We start from the raw sequence: 13688 nt of genomic DNA, 5'->3' as shown, positions 1-13688 counted from the left end.
AGTGGGTGCCTCGCTGGATCGGCGCGTAGCGCCGGAGGGTGACCACGCACGCGGAATGAAGGGTGCGCGGCTCTGTTCTGGCCGCCCCGCGGCCTTGGAGCCGTGGGCCCGGCCCCGACGGGAGTTGCGGTCAGCACCACCCACCCAGCTACGACATCCTGAATTTGATCTTGATTTGATGAGTCTGATCAATAACACGACCCAGATCCACCTGACATGATCTGGCCGTGGATGAGTTGATCAGTGCGTTGTCCCTCGAGGAGAAGGTTTCGTTGCTCGGCGGGCAGGACTTCTGGTCACTGCCGGCCATTCCGCGGATCGGGCTGCGCTCGCTGGTGATGTCGGACGGGCCGGTCGGCGTGCGCGGGACGGGGTGGGCGCCCGAGGATCCGTCGGTGGCGTTGCCGAGTCCGACCGCGCTGGCCGCCACCTGGGATCCGGAGCTGGCCGCGCGGGCCGGGCGGCTGCTCGGGCAGGAGGCACGGCGCAAGGGCGTGCATCTGCTGCTCGCGCCCACCGTCAACCTGCACCGGACGCCGCTGAACGGGCGGCACTTCGAGTGCTTCTCCGAGGATCCGCTGCTCACGGGAGAGATCGCGGCGGCGTTCGTGGGCGGTGTGCAGGAGCAGGGCGTCGGCACCACGGTGAAGCATCTGGTGGGTAACGACTTCGAGACCGAGCGGATGACCGTGGACGTGCGGATCTCCGAGCGGGCGCTGCGCGAGGTGTACCTGCCGCCGTTCGAGCGGGTGGTGCGCGCCGGCGGCTGGGGCGTGATGAGCGCCTACAACGGCGTGAACGGGTCGCCGATGTCGTCGCACGGGGAGCTTCAGCAGCGCGTACTCAAGGACGAATGGGGTTTTGACGGGATCGTCGTGTCGGACTGGCGTGCGGCGCGGGACACCGTCGGCGCGGCGCTGGGCGGGCTGGACATCGCGATGCCCGCGATGCAGAACCCCTGGGGTGCGGCGCTGGTCGAGGCGGTGCGGGACGGGTCGGTCCCGGAGGCGGAGATCGATGACAAGGTACGCCGGGTGCTACGTCTCGCCGCCCGCGTCGGTGCGCTGGGTGACGTCCCGCCCGGGCTGCCCGAACTGGACGGGTCCGCGGTCGCGCACGAGGTCGCGGCACGCAGCTACGTGCTGGTGCGCAACGAGGACTTCACGCTGCCGCTGGAGCCGGCGGCGCTCACCCGGGTGGCGCTGATCGGGGCGCTGGCCATGGACGCCCGGGTGCTCGGCGGGGGCAGCGCCACGGTCACCCCGCCGCACGTGGTCTCGCCGCTGGAGGGGCTGGGGCGGGCCCTGCCGGGGGTGGACGTCGCCTACGCGACGGGCGCCGACCCGCGGCCCTTCCTGCCGCCGGCACGGGGTCCGGAGTGGACGGATCTGGGCGTCGACCTGGCCGGTAAGCACGCGTTCGGGGTGGCCGAGGCGGCGCTGCGCTGGATCGGGGACCTGCCGGGGCGGCTGCGGCCGGAGGACGTGGACCGGCTCACGATCAGGGGGACGTTCACGCCTGCCGTGGACGGGGAGCACACGTTCAGCGTGTCCGGGTTCGGCACCTTCCGGCTCACCGTGGGTGATCAGGTGCTGTATGACGGGTCGTTGCACGCCGACGGCACGGAGCGTGGTGAGCTGCTGCTGTCGCCTCGGGAGCATCGGGCCGGCGTGACGCTGGCGGCAGGCGTACCCGTGGAAGTGATTTTGGCGCAGACCATCACCGACGGGCTGGCGCACACCGTCTCGACCACCCTGGGCCACCGGCCGCCGGGGCCCGGGCCGGCCGAGATGATCGACGAGGCCGCGGTCCTGGCCGCCGAGTCGGACGTGGCGATCGTCGTGGTGGGCACCACCGAGCAGGTCGAGTCGGAGGGCTTCGACCGCACGTCGCTGGCCCTGCCCGGCACCCAGGACGAGCTGGTCAGCCGGGTGGCGGCGGCCAACCCGCGGACGATCGTGGTGGTGAACGCGGGCGCGCCGGTGCTGCTGCCGTGGGCGGACGAGGTGGCGGCGGTGGTGCTGACCTGGTTCCCGGGGCAGGAGGCGGGGGCGGCGCTGGCCGATGTGCTGCTCGGCGTCCTCGAGCCGGGTGGCCGCCTGCCGACGACGTGGCCGCGGCGCGAGCAGGACTGCCCGGTTCTCGACGTCACGGTCGACGACGGCGTGCTGTCCTACGACGAGGGCGTCTTCATCGGTTACCGGGCGTGGCAGCGGGCCGGGGTTCAGCCGCACTACGCGTTCGGGCATGGGCTCGGCTACACCACCTGGAGTTACTCCGAGTTGCGCATCGTCGACGACACCGCCGAGGTCACGCTGACCAACACCGGCGGGCGTGAGGGGCGCGAGGTGGTCCAGGTGTACGTGCGGCCGGCGGTGCCCGATCCGGAGCGGCCGGCGATGTGGCTGGCCGGCTTCGCGCCGGTGACCGCCCACCCGGGCGAGACGGTGACCGTGCGGGTGCCGTTGCCGTCGCGCACCTTCCAGACGTGGACGCCGGACGGCTGGCGGACGGTTGCGGGCGCCTACGAGATCGCCGCCGCGCATGCTCTCGACGATCCGCGCCTCACCCTTGACATGCAAGTGGCCACTTGCCTATAACTGGTGTCCGTGGACGCTGACCTCTTCCGGGCCATCGGCGACCCGACCAGGCGCATCATCTTGGACGAGCTGACCGAGAGGGACGGTCAGACACTGTTCGAGATCTGCGGCCGGCTGACCACGAAGCACGGCCTGGCGTCCTCACGCCAGGCCATCTCGCAGCATCTGGCCGTGCTCGAACAGGCGGGGCTGGTGCACACCCGGCGGCAGGGCCGGTACAAGTTCCACCACCTCGACACGCGCCCGTTGCGCTCGATCGTCGAGCGGTGGCCCATCGACCGAGAGGACCCCGACCCATGATCAAGATCAACATCACCAGCGTGTACGTCGACGACCAGGCCAAGGCACTCGCGTTCTACACCGACAAGCTGGGGTTCATCAAGAAGACCGACGTGCCGGCCGGCGAGTTCCGCTGGCTCACCGTGGCCTCCCCCGCCGAGCCGGACGGTGTCGAGCTGCTGCTGGAGCCGAGCGAGCACCCGGCGGCGGGCACGTTCAAGAACGCCCTGGTCGCCGACGGCATCCCGTTCACCCAGTTCGCCGTCGACGACGTGTACGCCGAGGTCGAGCGGCTCAAGGGGCTGGGCGTCACGTTCACCCAGGAGGCGACCGACATGGGCCCGGTGGTCACCGCCGTCCTCGACGACACCTGCGGCAACCTGATCCAGCTGGCGGCCATGAAGTAATGCTCTTCCGTCAGGACGCGCTGGACCGGATCCGGGACGGCCGGATCTCGGTGGTGTTCCGGCGCTGGGAGCGGGCACGGGTCCGGGCCGGCACCCGGCTGCGGACCATGATCGGCGTGGTCGAGGTCCTCGCGGTGGCGCCGGTCAAACGGATCTCGGCCGCCGACGCGCGGGCGGCCGGCTACCCCAGCGCCACGGCGGCCACGGCCGACCTGCCGGACAAGGCCGGGGACGTCTACCGGATCGAGGTCGCGTACGCCGGCGACGACCCGCGCGTGGCGCTGCGCGCGGCGGCCGACCTGCCGGACTTCCCGGCCCTGGTCGCACGGCTCGACCGGATGGACGCCACCGGCGTACGCGGGCCGTGGACACGCCGGGTGCTGGCGATGATCGCCGCGCGCCCGGCGGTCCGGGCCGGTGACCTGTGGGCCGGGCTCGGCTACCCGGACATGCTGACCTTCAAGCGGGACGTGCGCCGCCTCAAGGAGCTCGGCCTGACCGAGAGCCTGCCGGTCGGCTACCGGCTGTCCCCGCGCGGCGAGGCGGCCTGGGCTCGTCTCAATCCGCCCGGCGCAACACCGTGAAGGTCGCCACGTCGAGCGGGCTCGGGCCGGCCGGCGACGTGCACGCGCCGCTGACGCCGAGCCTCGACGTCGCGTGGCCGCAGCCGTTCCCCGACGAGGGCCCTGGAGACCAGCGTCGCCTCGGTGAACAGCAGCCTGCAACGCGCCCGGGCCACCCTGCGGACCGCCGGCCTGGTGTTCGAGGAACTGCGCGTGTTCGAGGTGGCGGACGGGTTGATCCGGCGGACCGTGACCTTCGTCGACCCGGCGCTGTTCGCCCTCTTCGGGCTGCCACCCGTCCTGCGCGGTTGAGCACGGCCCTGTTCGCGATCTTCGGGCTCTCGCCCGTCACGCGGAGTTGAGCTCGGCCCTGCGCGTAACCACGACGTCTCGCGCAAGGCGCGTGCACGGCGTGGAGTTTCGCCTGGTCGCGCGTGTGCCACGCCGGACCGGTGGTGCGGTTGGGGAAGGGCGTCGCGCGTACCCCTGAACGGTCTTACCAGCGACCCAGACGCGCCGAGAGCACGGCAATCGCGGCGACCCCCGCCGTGCTCGTGCGCAGGACCGCGTCGCCCAGCCTGACCGGCCGGGCGCCCGCCGCGACGAAGGCGTCGATCTCCGCGTCGGCGATGCCGCCCTCCGGGCCCACCACCAGCGCGATCTCGCCCGCCGACGGCAGATCGGCCGACGAGAGCGGCACCGTCGCGTCCTCGTGCAGCACGAACGCCGCCGCGGCGCCGGCGAGACGCGCGGCCACCTGCTTCGTGCTCAGATCGGGCGCGCCGGAGACCAGCGGAAGCCAGGACCGGCGGGACTGCTTGGCCGCCTCGCGCGCCGTCGAAGCCCACTTGGCCTGGGACTTCGCGCCGCGCTCGCCACGCCACTGGGTGACGCAGCGAGTCGCCGCCCACGGGATGATCTCGTCGACGCCGACCTCGGTCATCGCCTGCACGGCCAGCTCGCCGCGCTCGCCCTTGGGGATCCCCTGGACCACCGTCAGTGACGGGCTCGGCCGCGGGGCCGACGAGCGCTCGAGAAGCGCGAGGCGCACGCTGCCCTTCGCCACCTCGGTGACCGAGGCCACAACCGTGCCGCCGCGGCCGTCAGCGAGCACGACACGCTCACCCGGCCGGACCCGCTGGACGTCGGCGGCGTGATGACCCTCGGGCCCGTCGAGCGTGGCGGTGTCACCCGCCGGCAGCTCACCGACCAGGAAGAGCGGAGCCGACATCAGTGGCCGTTGAAGGCGTCCCGCATCCGGGAGAAGAAGCCGCCCTGCTTGCTGAGCTCGGCCACGTCCTCGCCGCGGGTCTTGGCGAAATCGCGGAGCATGCGTTCCTGCTCCGTGGTCAGCTTCGTCGGCGTCCGCACATCCAGGTGTACGAACAGGTCGCCGCGGCCCTGACCGCGCAGGTGCGGCACACCCTTACCGCGGATGCGCAGCGTGCTGGCCGGCTGGGTGCCCTGCTTGACCTCGATCGCTTCCTCGCTGTCCAGCGTCTTGATGGTCAGCCTGGTGCCCAGCGCCGCCGCGGTCATCGGCAACGTGACCCGGCAGTGCAGGTCGTCGCCCTTGCGGCTGTAGACGTCATGGGCGCGCTCGTGGATCTCCACGTAGAGGTCGCCGGCCGTGCCGCCACCGGGACCGACCTCGCCCTGCTGGGCGAGGCGGATCCGCATGCCGTCCTCGACACCGGCGGGGATCTTCACGGTCAGGCTGCGACGCGTACGGATACGGCCGTCGCCCGCGCACGTCGGGCAGGGCGACGGGATGACCGTGCCGTGACCCTGGCAGACCTGGCACGGGCGGGACGACACGACCTGCCCGAGGAAGGTGCGCTGCACGCTCTGCACCTCACCCCGGCCGGCGCACGTCTCACAGGTGGCCAGGTGGGTGCCGGGCGCGGTGCCGGCGCCGGAGCACTGGGTGCACAGCACCGCGGTGTCGACCGTTATCGGCGCCTCCACCCCGAACGCGGTCTCCACCAGGTCGAGCTCGAGGCGCAGGATCGCGTCGGCGCCCGGGCGGGTACGCGGGCGGGGACCACGAGACCCGCCTCCGGCCGCCTGGCCGAAGAACGCGTCCATGATGTCCTGGAAGCCCACGAAAGGACCGCCGGGACCGCCCGGACCGGCGCCACCGCCGCCACCGGGCGCCAAGGGGTCACCACCGAGGTCGACGATCTGCCGCTTCTGGTCGTCGGAGAGGACCTCGTACGCGGCGTTGATGTCCTTGAACTTCTCGTGCGCCTCCGGATCGGGATTCACATCCGGGTGGTACTGGCGAGCCAGCTTGCGGTAGGCGCGCTTGATCTCGTCGTCGGTGGCTTCCCGGCTGATGCCGAGAATTCCGTAGTAGTCCTTCGCCACGGGCTTTGGAGTCCTCAATGTTCGCGCAGATCCATCAGTTCTGGGCCAGCAAGTCGCCAAGGTACCTTGCCACTGCACGAACCGTGGCGATGTTGCCGGGGTAGTCCATGCGGGTCGGCCCGAGCACGCCGAGCCCGCCGACGATGGTCGCACCGGGGCCGTAGCTGGCGCTCACCACCGACGTCGACCGCAGGTTGTCGATCTCGTTCTCGTCGCCGATCCGCACGCGGGTGGTGCTGGGCTCCACCTCGCCGATCAGTTTGAGGAGGATGACCTCCTCCTCCAGAGCCTCCAGCACCGGCCGGAGCGACCCTTGGAAGTCGAGCACGCCGCCGCGGGTGAGGTTGGCCGTGCCGGCCAGCATCAGGCGCTCCTCGGAACGCTCGACGAGCGTCTCGAGCAGGACCGTCGCCAGGCACGCCATGGTGCCGCGGCGCTCCGGCGAGCAGTCGTCGACCAGCGCCTGCACCAGCGGCGGCGTGTCGGCGAGCCGCTGACCGGCGAGTTTCTCGTTGACCTTGCGCCGGAGCTCGGTGACGTCCGCCGGGGCGATCGGGCCGGGCATCTCGACCAGGCGCTGCTCGACCCGGCCGGTGTCGGCGATCATCACCAGCATGATGCGGGTGGTGGAGATCGGCACCAGCTCGAGGTGGCGCACCGAGGACCGGGCCAGGCTCGGGTATTGCACGACCGCCACCTGGCGGGTGAGCTGGGCGAGCAGCCGGACCGTGCGGTGCACCACGTCGTCCAGGTCGACCGGGTCGGCCAGGAAACGCTCGATGGCCCGGCGCTCGGCGGGGCTCAGTGGCTTGACCCGGGACAGCCGGTCGACGAAGAGGCGGTAACCGGCGTTGGTGGGCACCCGGCCGGCGCTGGTGTGCGGCTGCCGGATGTAGCCCTCCTCCTCGAGCACCGCCATGTCGTTGCGCACGGTGGCGGAGGAGACGCCGAGCTGGTGACGCTCGACCAGAGCCTTGCTGCCGACCGGCTCCTGCGTGGCGACGTAGTCCTCGACGATGGCGCGAAGGACCTCGAGTTTGCGGTCATCGAGACTCATCTGACCCCTCCCCCGCTCGTTGGCACTCCTGATCGGCGAGTGCCAGTCTACGTCGCCGCCCGCCGCGGCGCGATGATCGTGCCGGGGGCTGAATCCGGCCGACGCCGAATCTTGGTCCGTCAAGGTTGTCAGCATGTTGCTCTCGACCGTATTGAGCTGCGGTCCTACCGTGTCAGCCATGACTGAACCGCCTCGTCCGCCGGGTGACGGTAATCCGCACGACCCGACGGCGCCGTTGAACCCATATCCGGGTAATGATCCGACCTCCGGATCCGCCCCGCCGCCGCCCGCGTACGGTTCGCCGCAGCCGCCCACGTACGGCTCACCTCCGCCGACCCCTCCGACCTACGGCTCGCCGCCGCCGTCCTCCGGCGCTGGTGGTTACGGCCCGCCGCCCTCGTCGGGCGCCGGTGGTTACGGCCCGCCGCCGTCGTCCGGCGCCGGTGGCTACGGCCCGCCGCCCGGCTCGGGTGCGGGTGGTTACGGCCCGCCTCCCGGGTACGGCCAGCAGCAGCCCGGCTACGGCGCGCCCGGGTACGGCGCTCCGGGCGGCCCCGCTCCGGTCGGCTACGCCAACAACGACGAGAAGACCTGGGCGCTGATCGCCCACTTCGGTGGCATCGTCGTGGGCTTCCTCGCCCCGCTGGTGGCGATGCTGGCCAAGGGCAACGAGTCGCCGACGGTCCGCGCGCACGCGGTCGAGGCCCTGAACTTCCAGATCACCTGGGGCGTCGCCACGATCATCGCGTCGATCCTGGCCGGCTGCACGGCGGGCATCCTGTTCTTCCTGCCGCTGATCACCTGGGTCGTGATCGTCGTCTTCTCGATCATCGCGGGCATGAAGGCCAACGAGGGTCAGCTCTACCATTACCCGGCCACGGTCAGGCTGGTCAAGTAAGCAGATCGCGCACGACGGCGTCGGCCAGCAGCCTCCCGCGCAGGGTGAGCTCCAGCCGGCCGGCGCCGTAGGCGGAGGCCTCCAGCAGCCCCGTGGAGAGCATCCGGGCGGTGATCGCCGGGTCGAGCCCGGTCAGCGGCAGGCCGTCGCGCAGCCGCACGCGCAGCATCACGTCCTCGACGTGTTTGTCCTCGTCGGTGAGGACCTCCCGGCCGTGTCCGGGCGAGTCGCCGCCGGCGAGCCTCCGGGCGTACGCGGACGGGTGTTTGACGTTCCACCAGCGGACCCCGCCGACGTGGCTGTGGGCACCGGGACCGATCCCCCACCAGTCGCCGCCGGTCCAATAGAGCATGTTGTGGGCGCAGCGGGCCGCCGGGCCGGACGCCCAGTTGGACACCTCGTACCACTCCAGCCCCGCCGCCGTGAGCCGCTCGTCGGCGGCCAGGTAGCGGTCGGCGGCCACGTCGTCGTCGGGGAAGGGCAGGTCGCCGCGACGCATCCGGCCGGCCATCCGGGTGCCGTCCTCGACGATCAGGGCGTACGCGCTGACATGGTCGACGCCCGCCGCGACCACCGTGTCCAGCGAGGTGGCGAAGTCGGCCGCGGTCTCCCCCGGCGTCCCGTAGATCAGGTCCAGGTTGACGTGCTCGAACCCGGCCTCGCGCGCCTCCGTGGCGGCCTGCGGCGCGCGCCCGGCGGTGTGCCGGCGGTCGAGCACGGCCAGCACGTGCGGCGCGGCCGACTGCATGCCCAGCGAGATCCGGGTGAAGCCGGCCCGGCGCAGCGCCCGCAGCGAGTCCGGCGTGACCGACTCCGGGTTGGCCTCGGTGGTGATCTCCGCGCCCGGCGCGAGACCCCAGGTGGCGTCGATCGCGTCCAGCACCCGGGCCAGGTCGCCCGGGTCGAGCAGGGTCGGCGTGCCGCCGCCGACGAAGACCGTGTCCACCCGCTCGGGACTGATCACCTTGCCGGCCAGCCGCAGTTCGGCCAGCACCGCGTCGAGGTAGCCCTCCTGACCGGCCTCGTCCGCGGTGTAGGTGTTGAAGTCGCAGTAGCCGCAGCGGCTGGCGCAGAACGGCACGTGGACATAGACCCCGAATCCGTTTCGGCCGGCTCGGTCGGCGGCGTCGCCGGGCAGGGAGCCGTCGGCGGGCACGGGATCACCCTCGGGGAGCGGACCAGGCATCCGTCAAGTGTGCACCGCCGCCGATAGGGTCTTCGCATGGAGCTGGTCCACACCTCGACGGCCGCCGGGATCACCACGCTGACGCTGGACAGCCCGGCCAACCGCAACGCGCTGTCCAGCACGCTGATGACCCAGCTGCTCGACGGGCTCGCCACCGCGCTCACCGACGCGAGCGTCCGCGCCGTGGTGATCACCCACACCGGCTCGGTCTTCTGCGCCGGCGCCGACCTCAAGGAGACGCAGCAGGTCACCTCCGGCAACGGCAAGCTGCCCGCCGAGATGATGGCCGACCTGCTCGCCGCGATCTGGGAGTTCCCCAAGCCGGTCGTGGCCCGGGTGGGTGGTCCCGCCCGGGCGGGCGGGCTCGGCCTGATCGCCGCGGCGGACATCGCTGTGTGTACGCGGGACGCGACGTTCGCCTTCACCGAGGTGCGTCTCGGGGTGATCCCGGCGGTGATCAGCGCGACCGTGCTGCCCCGGCTGGCGCCTCGTGCCGCGGCCGAGCTCTACCTCACCGGCGACGTCTTCGACGGGGCCCGCGCGGCGGAGATCGGCCTGGTCACGGCCGCCGTTCCGGCCGACGAGCTGGACGCCGCGGTGGCTCGTTTCTGCGACTCGCTGGTCCGTGGCGGCCCGCTCGCGCTGGCCGGGACCAAACAGATTCTCCGGCGTACGCCCGGCGAGACGGTCCGTGCCGATCTCGCCGATCTGGCCGCCCGGTCCGCCGGATACTTCAAATCCGACGAGGGCCGCGAGGGCGTGGCGGCGTACCGGGAGAAGCGTCCCGCCTCGTGGATCCCGCAGTGACGCCTCGGACGTGCGGTCGTTGATTACGCTTGGCGTCCGACAGCGTGAGGGGTGAGGGTGAGCAAGAAGCCGATCGCAGTGCTCGGGGTGATCGGGATCGCCGCCGTCGCCGGCGTGATCGCGCTGGTCAACTCGATGGGCAGCTCGATCAGCTCCTTCACCCTGCCCAAGATCGGCCCCGCCTGCGTCGTCCGTGCCGACGGGGACGGCGGGGAGGTCGCCCTCGACACCGTGCAGATGGCCAACGCCGCGACCATCGCCGCGGTCGGCATCAACCGCAAGATGCCCGAGCGGGCCATCGTGGTCGCGCTGGCGACCGCCCTGCAGGAGTCCAAGCTGGAGAACATCGAGTACGGCGACCGCGACTCGCTCGGCCTCTTCCAGCAACGCCCCAGCAAGGGCTGGGGCAAGCCGGCGCAGCTCCTGGACCCGCGCTACTCGTCGCGCAAGTTCTACTCCTCGCTCAAGAAGGTCAAGGGCTGGGAGAAGATGCGGGTCACCGACGCCGCCCAGCGGGTGCAGCGCTCGGCGTACCCGGAGGCGTACCAGAAGTGGGCCGAGGAGGCCGAGGTGCTGGCCAAGGCCCTCACCGGCCGGGCGACCAGCGCGGTCGCCTGCACCCTCACCGGCGAGCCGACGATGCGCGGTGCGGCCGCGGCGCAGAAACTGACCGCCGGCCTCAAGCTGGACTGGGGAAAGGCCAAGGTCAAACCGATCTCCCCGGCGGCCGGGCTGACGCTCACGGTGTCGAACAACGACGCCGGCTGGCGGTACGCGCACTGGCTCGTCGCGCACGCCCGGGACACCGGTCTCGAACGGGTACGTTTCGCTGACCTCGAATGGTCTGCCCCCAGCGGCAAGTGGCAGCCGGTAACCGGCGACCGGAAAGTCGGGAACGCCCGCGTAGTGGCCGAAGTCTTCAGCTGACCGTCCGCGCAAGACATTCACGTTGCTCTCGGTGACGTCGGCCCGTTCCGCAGGCCATAGCGCTGCGTATACACCGCCGTGGACAGATAGCGACCACGCTGGTAGTAGTTAGTGGTGCTGAGCGCCCTCGAATGGATCTTGCTGGGAGCCGGCAGCGCCGCCGCCATCGTTTTCGGGATTCGCCGTCACCGGCCCGCCCGGATCGGCCCCTGGCTGTTGCTCGCCGGCTCCATCGTGATGCTCGCCATCGGCGACGCCGCCCTGGCGCTGGGCCACGGACCGGTCGCCGAGATCTGCTACTACGGGATGTTCGTGCTGGTCGCGGGCGGCCTGATCCAGTTCACCCGCAACGGCGCCGCCCTGGTCGACCGGGCCCGCCTGATCGATCTGCTCGCCTTCACCTGCTCCACGCTGCTGGTGGTGTGGGTGTTCGTGATCGGCGACACCGGCCGGTTCGGCCAGATCTCGGCCGCCGACGTGATCGGCGACGTCCTGCTGATCGCCGTGTCCCTGCGGCTGCTGATGGCCAGCGGCCGCAACGTCGCCGGGATCCTGCTGCTGATCGGCGCCGTCGGCATGCTCGGCTCGGACATCGCCTGGGGAATATCCGAGACGTGGCTGACCGAAACCGGCTACCGCGTGCTCTACCTGGCCTGGGGCGCCTCCGCGCTGCACCCGTCGATGACCCGGCTGACCGCGCCGATGCCGGTCCGCCCGTCGCCGTGGCGCGGGCACTGGGCGGCGCTGCTCTGCCTCTCCGTCGCCACGCCGCCGGTGGTGCTGCTGATCGAGGCGGTCGGCAACGAGGTCAAGGACGGCGTGGTCATCGCCGTGGCCTCCGCTCTCACGCTGACCCTGGCCATCACCCGCCTCGCCGACTCCGTCGCGCAGCACAGCCGGGCCCTGACCCGCGAGAGGGCCCTCCGGGAGGCCAGCGCCGCCCTGGTCGCGGCGGCCGACCCCGACGACGTGGACGAGGCGGTCCGTGCGGCGGTCCGCGGGCTGGTGCCGGCCGCCGCCCTGCACAAGGTGATCTTCGCGATGGACGACCGCCACCTCACCCTGGAGGCGAAACCACCGGCCGGCACCGACCCGCGCGGCCGCAGCTGGTGGGTGTCCGAGTCGGACAACGACGCGGCCACGCTGGTCTGTCCGCTGTGGCTGGAGCCGCTCGCCGTGGCCCGCCCGAACGGTGGCGCCCTGATCGTCGCCGGTCGCCGCGAGGACCTGATCGCCACCCAGGACTCGCTCGAGGTGCTGGCCGGGCAGGCCACCCTCGCCCTGGACCGGATCTCCCTGGTCGACGCGGTCGGCCGCCGGGACAGCGACCTCTACCTGCGGGCGGTGATCCGCAACACCGCGGACATCATGATGGTGATCGACGAGGACCAGCGCATCCGGTACGCGAGCCCCGCGCTCCGCGACCTGATCGGCGGCGGCGACCTCCCGCCGCTGGCGACGCTCTCCGAACTCGTCCATCCCGACGACCGCATCCAGGTCCGCCAGGCCCTCCAGGACGACGGCGACGGCGTGCTCTTCTGCAGCCTGCAGCGGTCCGACGACCGCCAGGTCCTGGTCGAGGCGACGTATCGCGACCTGCGCGACGACCGGCTGGTCCAGGGCTACGTGGTGACGATGCGCCACGTGCCGACGGGCCACCAGCCCGACGAGCGCCTCCCGCACACCGAGCACGTCGACGGGCTGCCCGCCTGGGTCAACCGCCGCAGCGCCCAGCACAAGTTCCGCTACTGACGCTGCGCACAAGTTCCGCCACTGACGCTGCGCACAAGTTCCGCCACTGACGCTGCGCACAAGTTCCGCCACTGACGCTGCCACCGCACGCCCCTGCGGGAGCTGCACGAGGGCTCGGTGCTGGTGCTGCCGAACGCCTGGGACGCCCAACAACCCCGTGCGCCCGTCATACCCGGGACCACCCGCCCGCGCGCGCCTCCCCCCGCCTAGCGTTTTGCCTGCCCCTCGCCTCACGAGGCGCGCCAACGACGTCTCGCGCCAGGCGCGTTCACGGCCTGAAGTCTTCGCTCGATCGCGCGTGCGCCACGGAGGTTCGGTGCTTGCGGTTGGGAACTGAGTCGCGCGTACCCTTCGACGGTTTTCCCCGCGCACCACCTCCCCGCGCGCACCACCTCCCCGCGCGCACCACCTCCCCGCGCGCACCACCTCCCCGCGCGCACCACCTCCCGCGCGCGAAAGCGCCGGGCCGCGGGGGAAGCGGTCCGGCGCTTTCTGATAAGACGTTGCGTGTCCTGCGAGCCCTTGTCGGGCTCGGGGGGTCAGCGGGTCAGGCGACGACGGCGCGAGCCGGCGCCGGCGACCAGGGCGACACCGATGGCCGCGAGCACGACCTGGAAGGCGAGCTCCGCCCAGTTGATGAAGCCACCCGAGTTGGTGTTGACGCCGAAGGCGCGGGCCAGCACGGTGCCCAGCAGCGCGGCGACGACACCGACCAGCATGGTCAGCCAGACCGGGATGTTCTGCTTGCCGGGCACGACCAGGCGACCGAGCGCGCCGATGACCAGGCCGATGATCAGAGCCATGATGATGCCGGTAACAGTCATTGGGGGATCCCTCCTCAG

General features: G+C 71.7%; 14 protein-coding genes. 9 read left to right on the top strand and 5 right to left on the bottom strand.

All coding sequences use genetic code 11. The features are described from left to right. The first annotated feature begins 227 nt into the window (after positions 1–227). The 5 genes from QSK31_RS40525 (at position 228) to QSK31_RS40505 (ending at position 4161) form a co-directional block, all read left to right on the top strand. A complete protein-coding gene (locus QSK31_RS40525; RefSeq protein ID WP_285690130.1) occupies positions 228–2600 on the top strand; it encodes a beta-glucosidase family protein in 2373 nt (790 codons plus the stop codon). Beyond that, positions 2601–2900 (top strand): ArsR/SmtB family transcription factor, encoded by a 300-nt coding sequence (locus tag QSK31_RS40520; RefSeq protein WP_502873093.1) that lies wholly within the window; start codon positions 2601–2603, stop codon positions 2898–2900. It abuts the gene before it with no gap. Further along, positions 2900–3286 (top strand): VOC family protein, encoded by a 387-nt coding sequence (locus tag QSK31_RS40515; RefSeq protein ID WP_285690157.1) that lies wholly within the window; start codon positions 2900–2902, stop codon positions 3284–3286. Before QSK31_RS40520 ends, QSK31_RS40515 begins: the two co-directional genes overlap by 1 nt. Next, on the top strand, positions 3286–3870 hold the full coding sequence (locus QSK31_RS40510; protein ID WP_285690128.1) for a hypothetical protein: 585 nt from the start codon (positions 3286–3288) through the stop codon (positions 3868–3870). Before QSK31_RS40515 ends, QSK31_RS40510 begins: the two co-directional genes overlap by 1 nt. Positions 3871–3993: 123 nt before the next feature. After that, positions 3994–4161 carry a hypothetical protein gene (locus tag QSK31_RS40505; RefSeq protein ID WP_285690127.1) on the top strand — a complete coding sequence of 56 codons (168 nt, stop codon included), beginning with the start codon at positions 3994–3996 and terminating at the stop codon, positions 4159–4161. 184 nt (positions 4162–4345) lie between these two features. Here the strand turns inward: QSK31_RS40505 and QSK31_RS40500 are convergent, their stop codons facing one another. The 3 genes from QSK31_RS40500 to hrcA are packed head-to-tail and all read right to left on the bottom strand — an operon-like array spanning position 4346 to position 7276. Then, positions 4346–5080 carry a 16S rRNA (uracil(1498)-N(3))-methyltransferase gene (locus QSK31_RS40500; protein WP_285690125.1) on the bottom strand — a complete coding sequence of 245 codons (735 nt, stop codon included), beginning with the start codon at positions 5078–5080 and terminating at the stop codon, positions 4346–4348. Next, positions 5080–6219 carry a molecular chaperone DnaJ gene (dnaJ, locus tag QSK31_RS40495; protein WP_285690122.1) on the bottom strand — a complete coding sequence of 380 codons (1140 nt, stop codon included), beginning with the start codon at positions 6217–6219 and terminating at the stop codon, positions 5080–5082. Before dnaJ ends, QSK31_RS40500 begins: the two co-directional genes overlap by 1 nt. A 34-nt stretch (positions 6220–6253) precedes the next feature. After that, a complete protein-coding gene (gene hrcA, locus QSK31_RS40490; protein WP_285690120.1) occupies positions 6254–7276 on the bottom strand; it encodes a heat-inducible transcriptional repressor HrcA in 1023 nt (340 codons plus the stop codon). A 178-nt stretch (positions 7277–7454) separates the two neighbouring features. Between hrcA and QSK31_RS40485 the strand changes: the two genes are divergently transcribed. Then, entirely contained in the window at positions 7455–8174 is a 720-nt protein-coding gene (locus QSK31_RS40485; RefSeq protein WP_285690119.1) for a DUF4870 domain-containing protein, read from the top strand. Here QSK31_RS40485 and hemW read toward each other — a convergent pair. Further along, positions 8167–9360 (bottom strand): radical SAM family heme chaperone HemW, encoded by a 1194-nt coding sequence (gene hemW, locus QSK31_RS40480; protein WP_285690117.1) that lies wholly within the window; start codon positions 9358–9360, stop codon positions 8167–8169. The two genes, QSK31_RS40485 and hemW, sit on opposite strands and share 8 nt — an antisense overlap. Positions 9361–9396: 36 nt before the next feature. Here hemW and QSK31_RS40475 point away from each other — a divergent pair, with 36 nt between their 5' ends. The 3 genes from QSK31_RS40475 to QSK31_RS40465 all read left to right on the top strand — a co-directional run bounded on the left by QSK31_RS40475 (position 9397) and on the right by QSK31_RS40465 (position 12846). Continuing rightward, a complete protein-coding gene (locus QSK31_RS40475; protein ID WP_285690116.1) occupies positions 9397–10167 on the top strand; it encodes an enoyl-CoA hydratase family protein in 771 nt (256 codons plus the stop codon). 51 nt (positions 10168–10218) lie between these two features. Next, complete coding sequence (locus tag QSK31_RS40470) at positions 10219–11094, top strand: hypothetical protein (RefSeq protein ID WP_502873090.1); 876 nt, start codon at positions 10219–10221, stop codon at positions 11092–11094. A gap of 114 nt (positions 11095–11208) precedes the next feature. Then, the gene (locus tag QSK31_RS40465; protein ID WP_285690115.1) at positions 11209–12846 is read left to right on the top strand and encodes a PAS domain-containing protein; all 1638 of its coding nucleotides are present in this window, start codon (positions 11209–11211) and stop codon (positions 12844–12846) included. Between the two features lie 539 nt (positions 12847–13385). Here QSK31_RS40465 and QSK31_RS40460 read toward each other — a convergent pair. Beyond that, positions 13386–13670: a GlsB/YeaQ/YmgE family stress response membrane protein gene (locus QSK31_RS40460; protein ID WP_285690113.1), complete on the bottom strand. Its 285-nt coding sequence runs from the start codon at positions 13668–13670 to the stop codon at positions 13386–13388. Positions 13671–13688 lie beyond the last annotated feature (18 nt).

The sequence above is a fragment of the Actinoplanes sp. NBRC 103695 genome (assembly GCF_030269485.1).
Lineage (GTDB): Bacteria > Actinomycetota > Actinomycetes > Mycobacteriales > Micromonosporaceae > Actinoplanes.
Note: the sequence above shows the minus strand (reverse complement) of the source record. Positions and strands in the feature narration are given on the sequence as shown.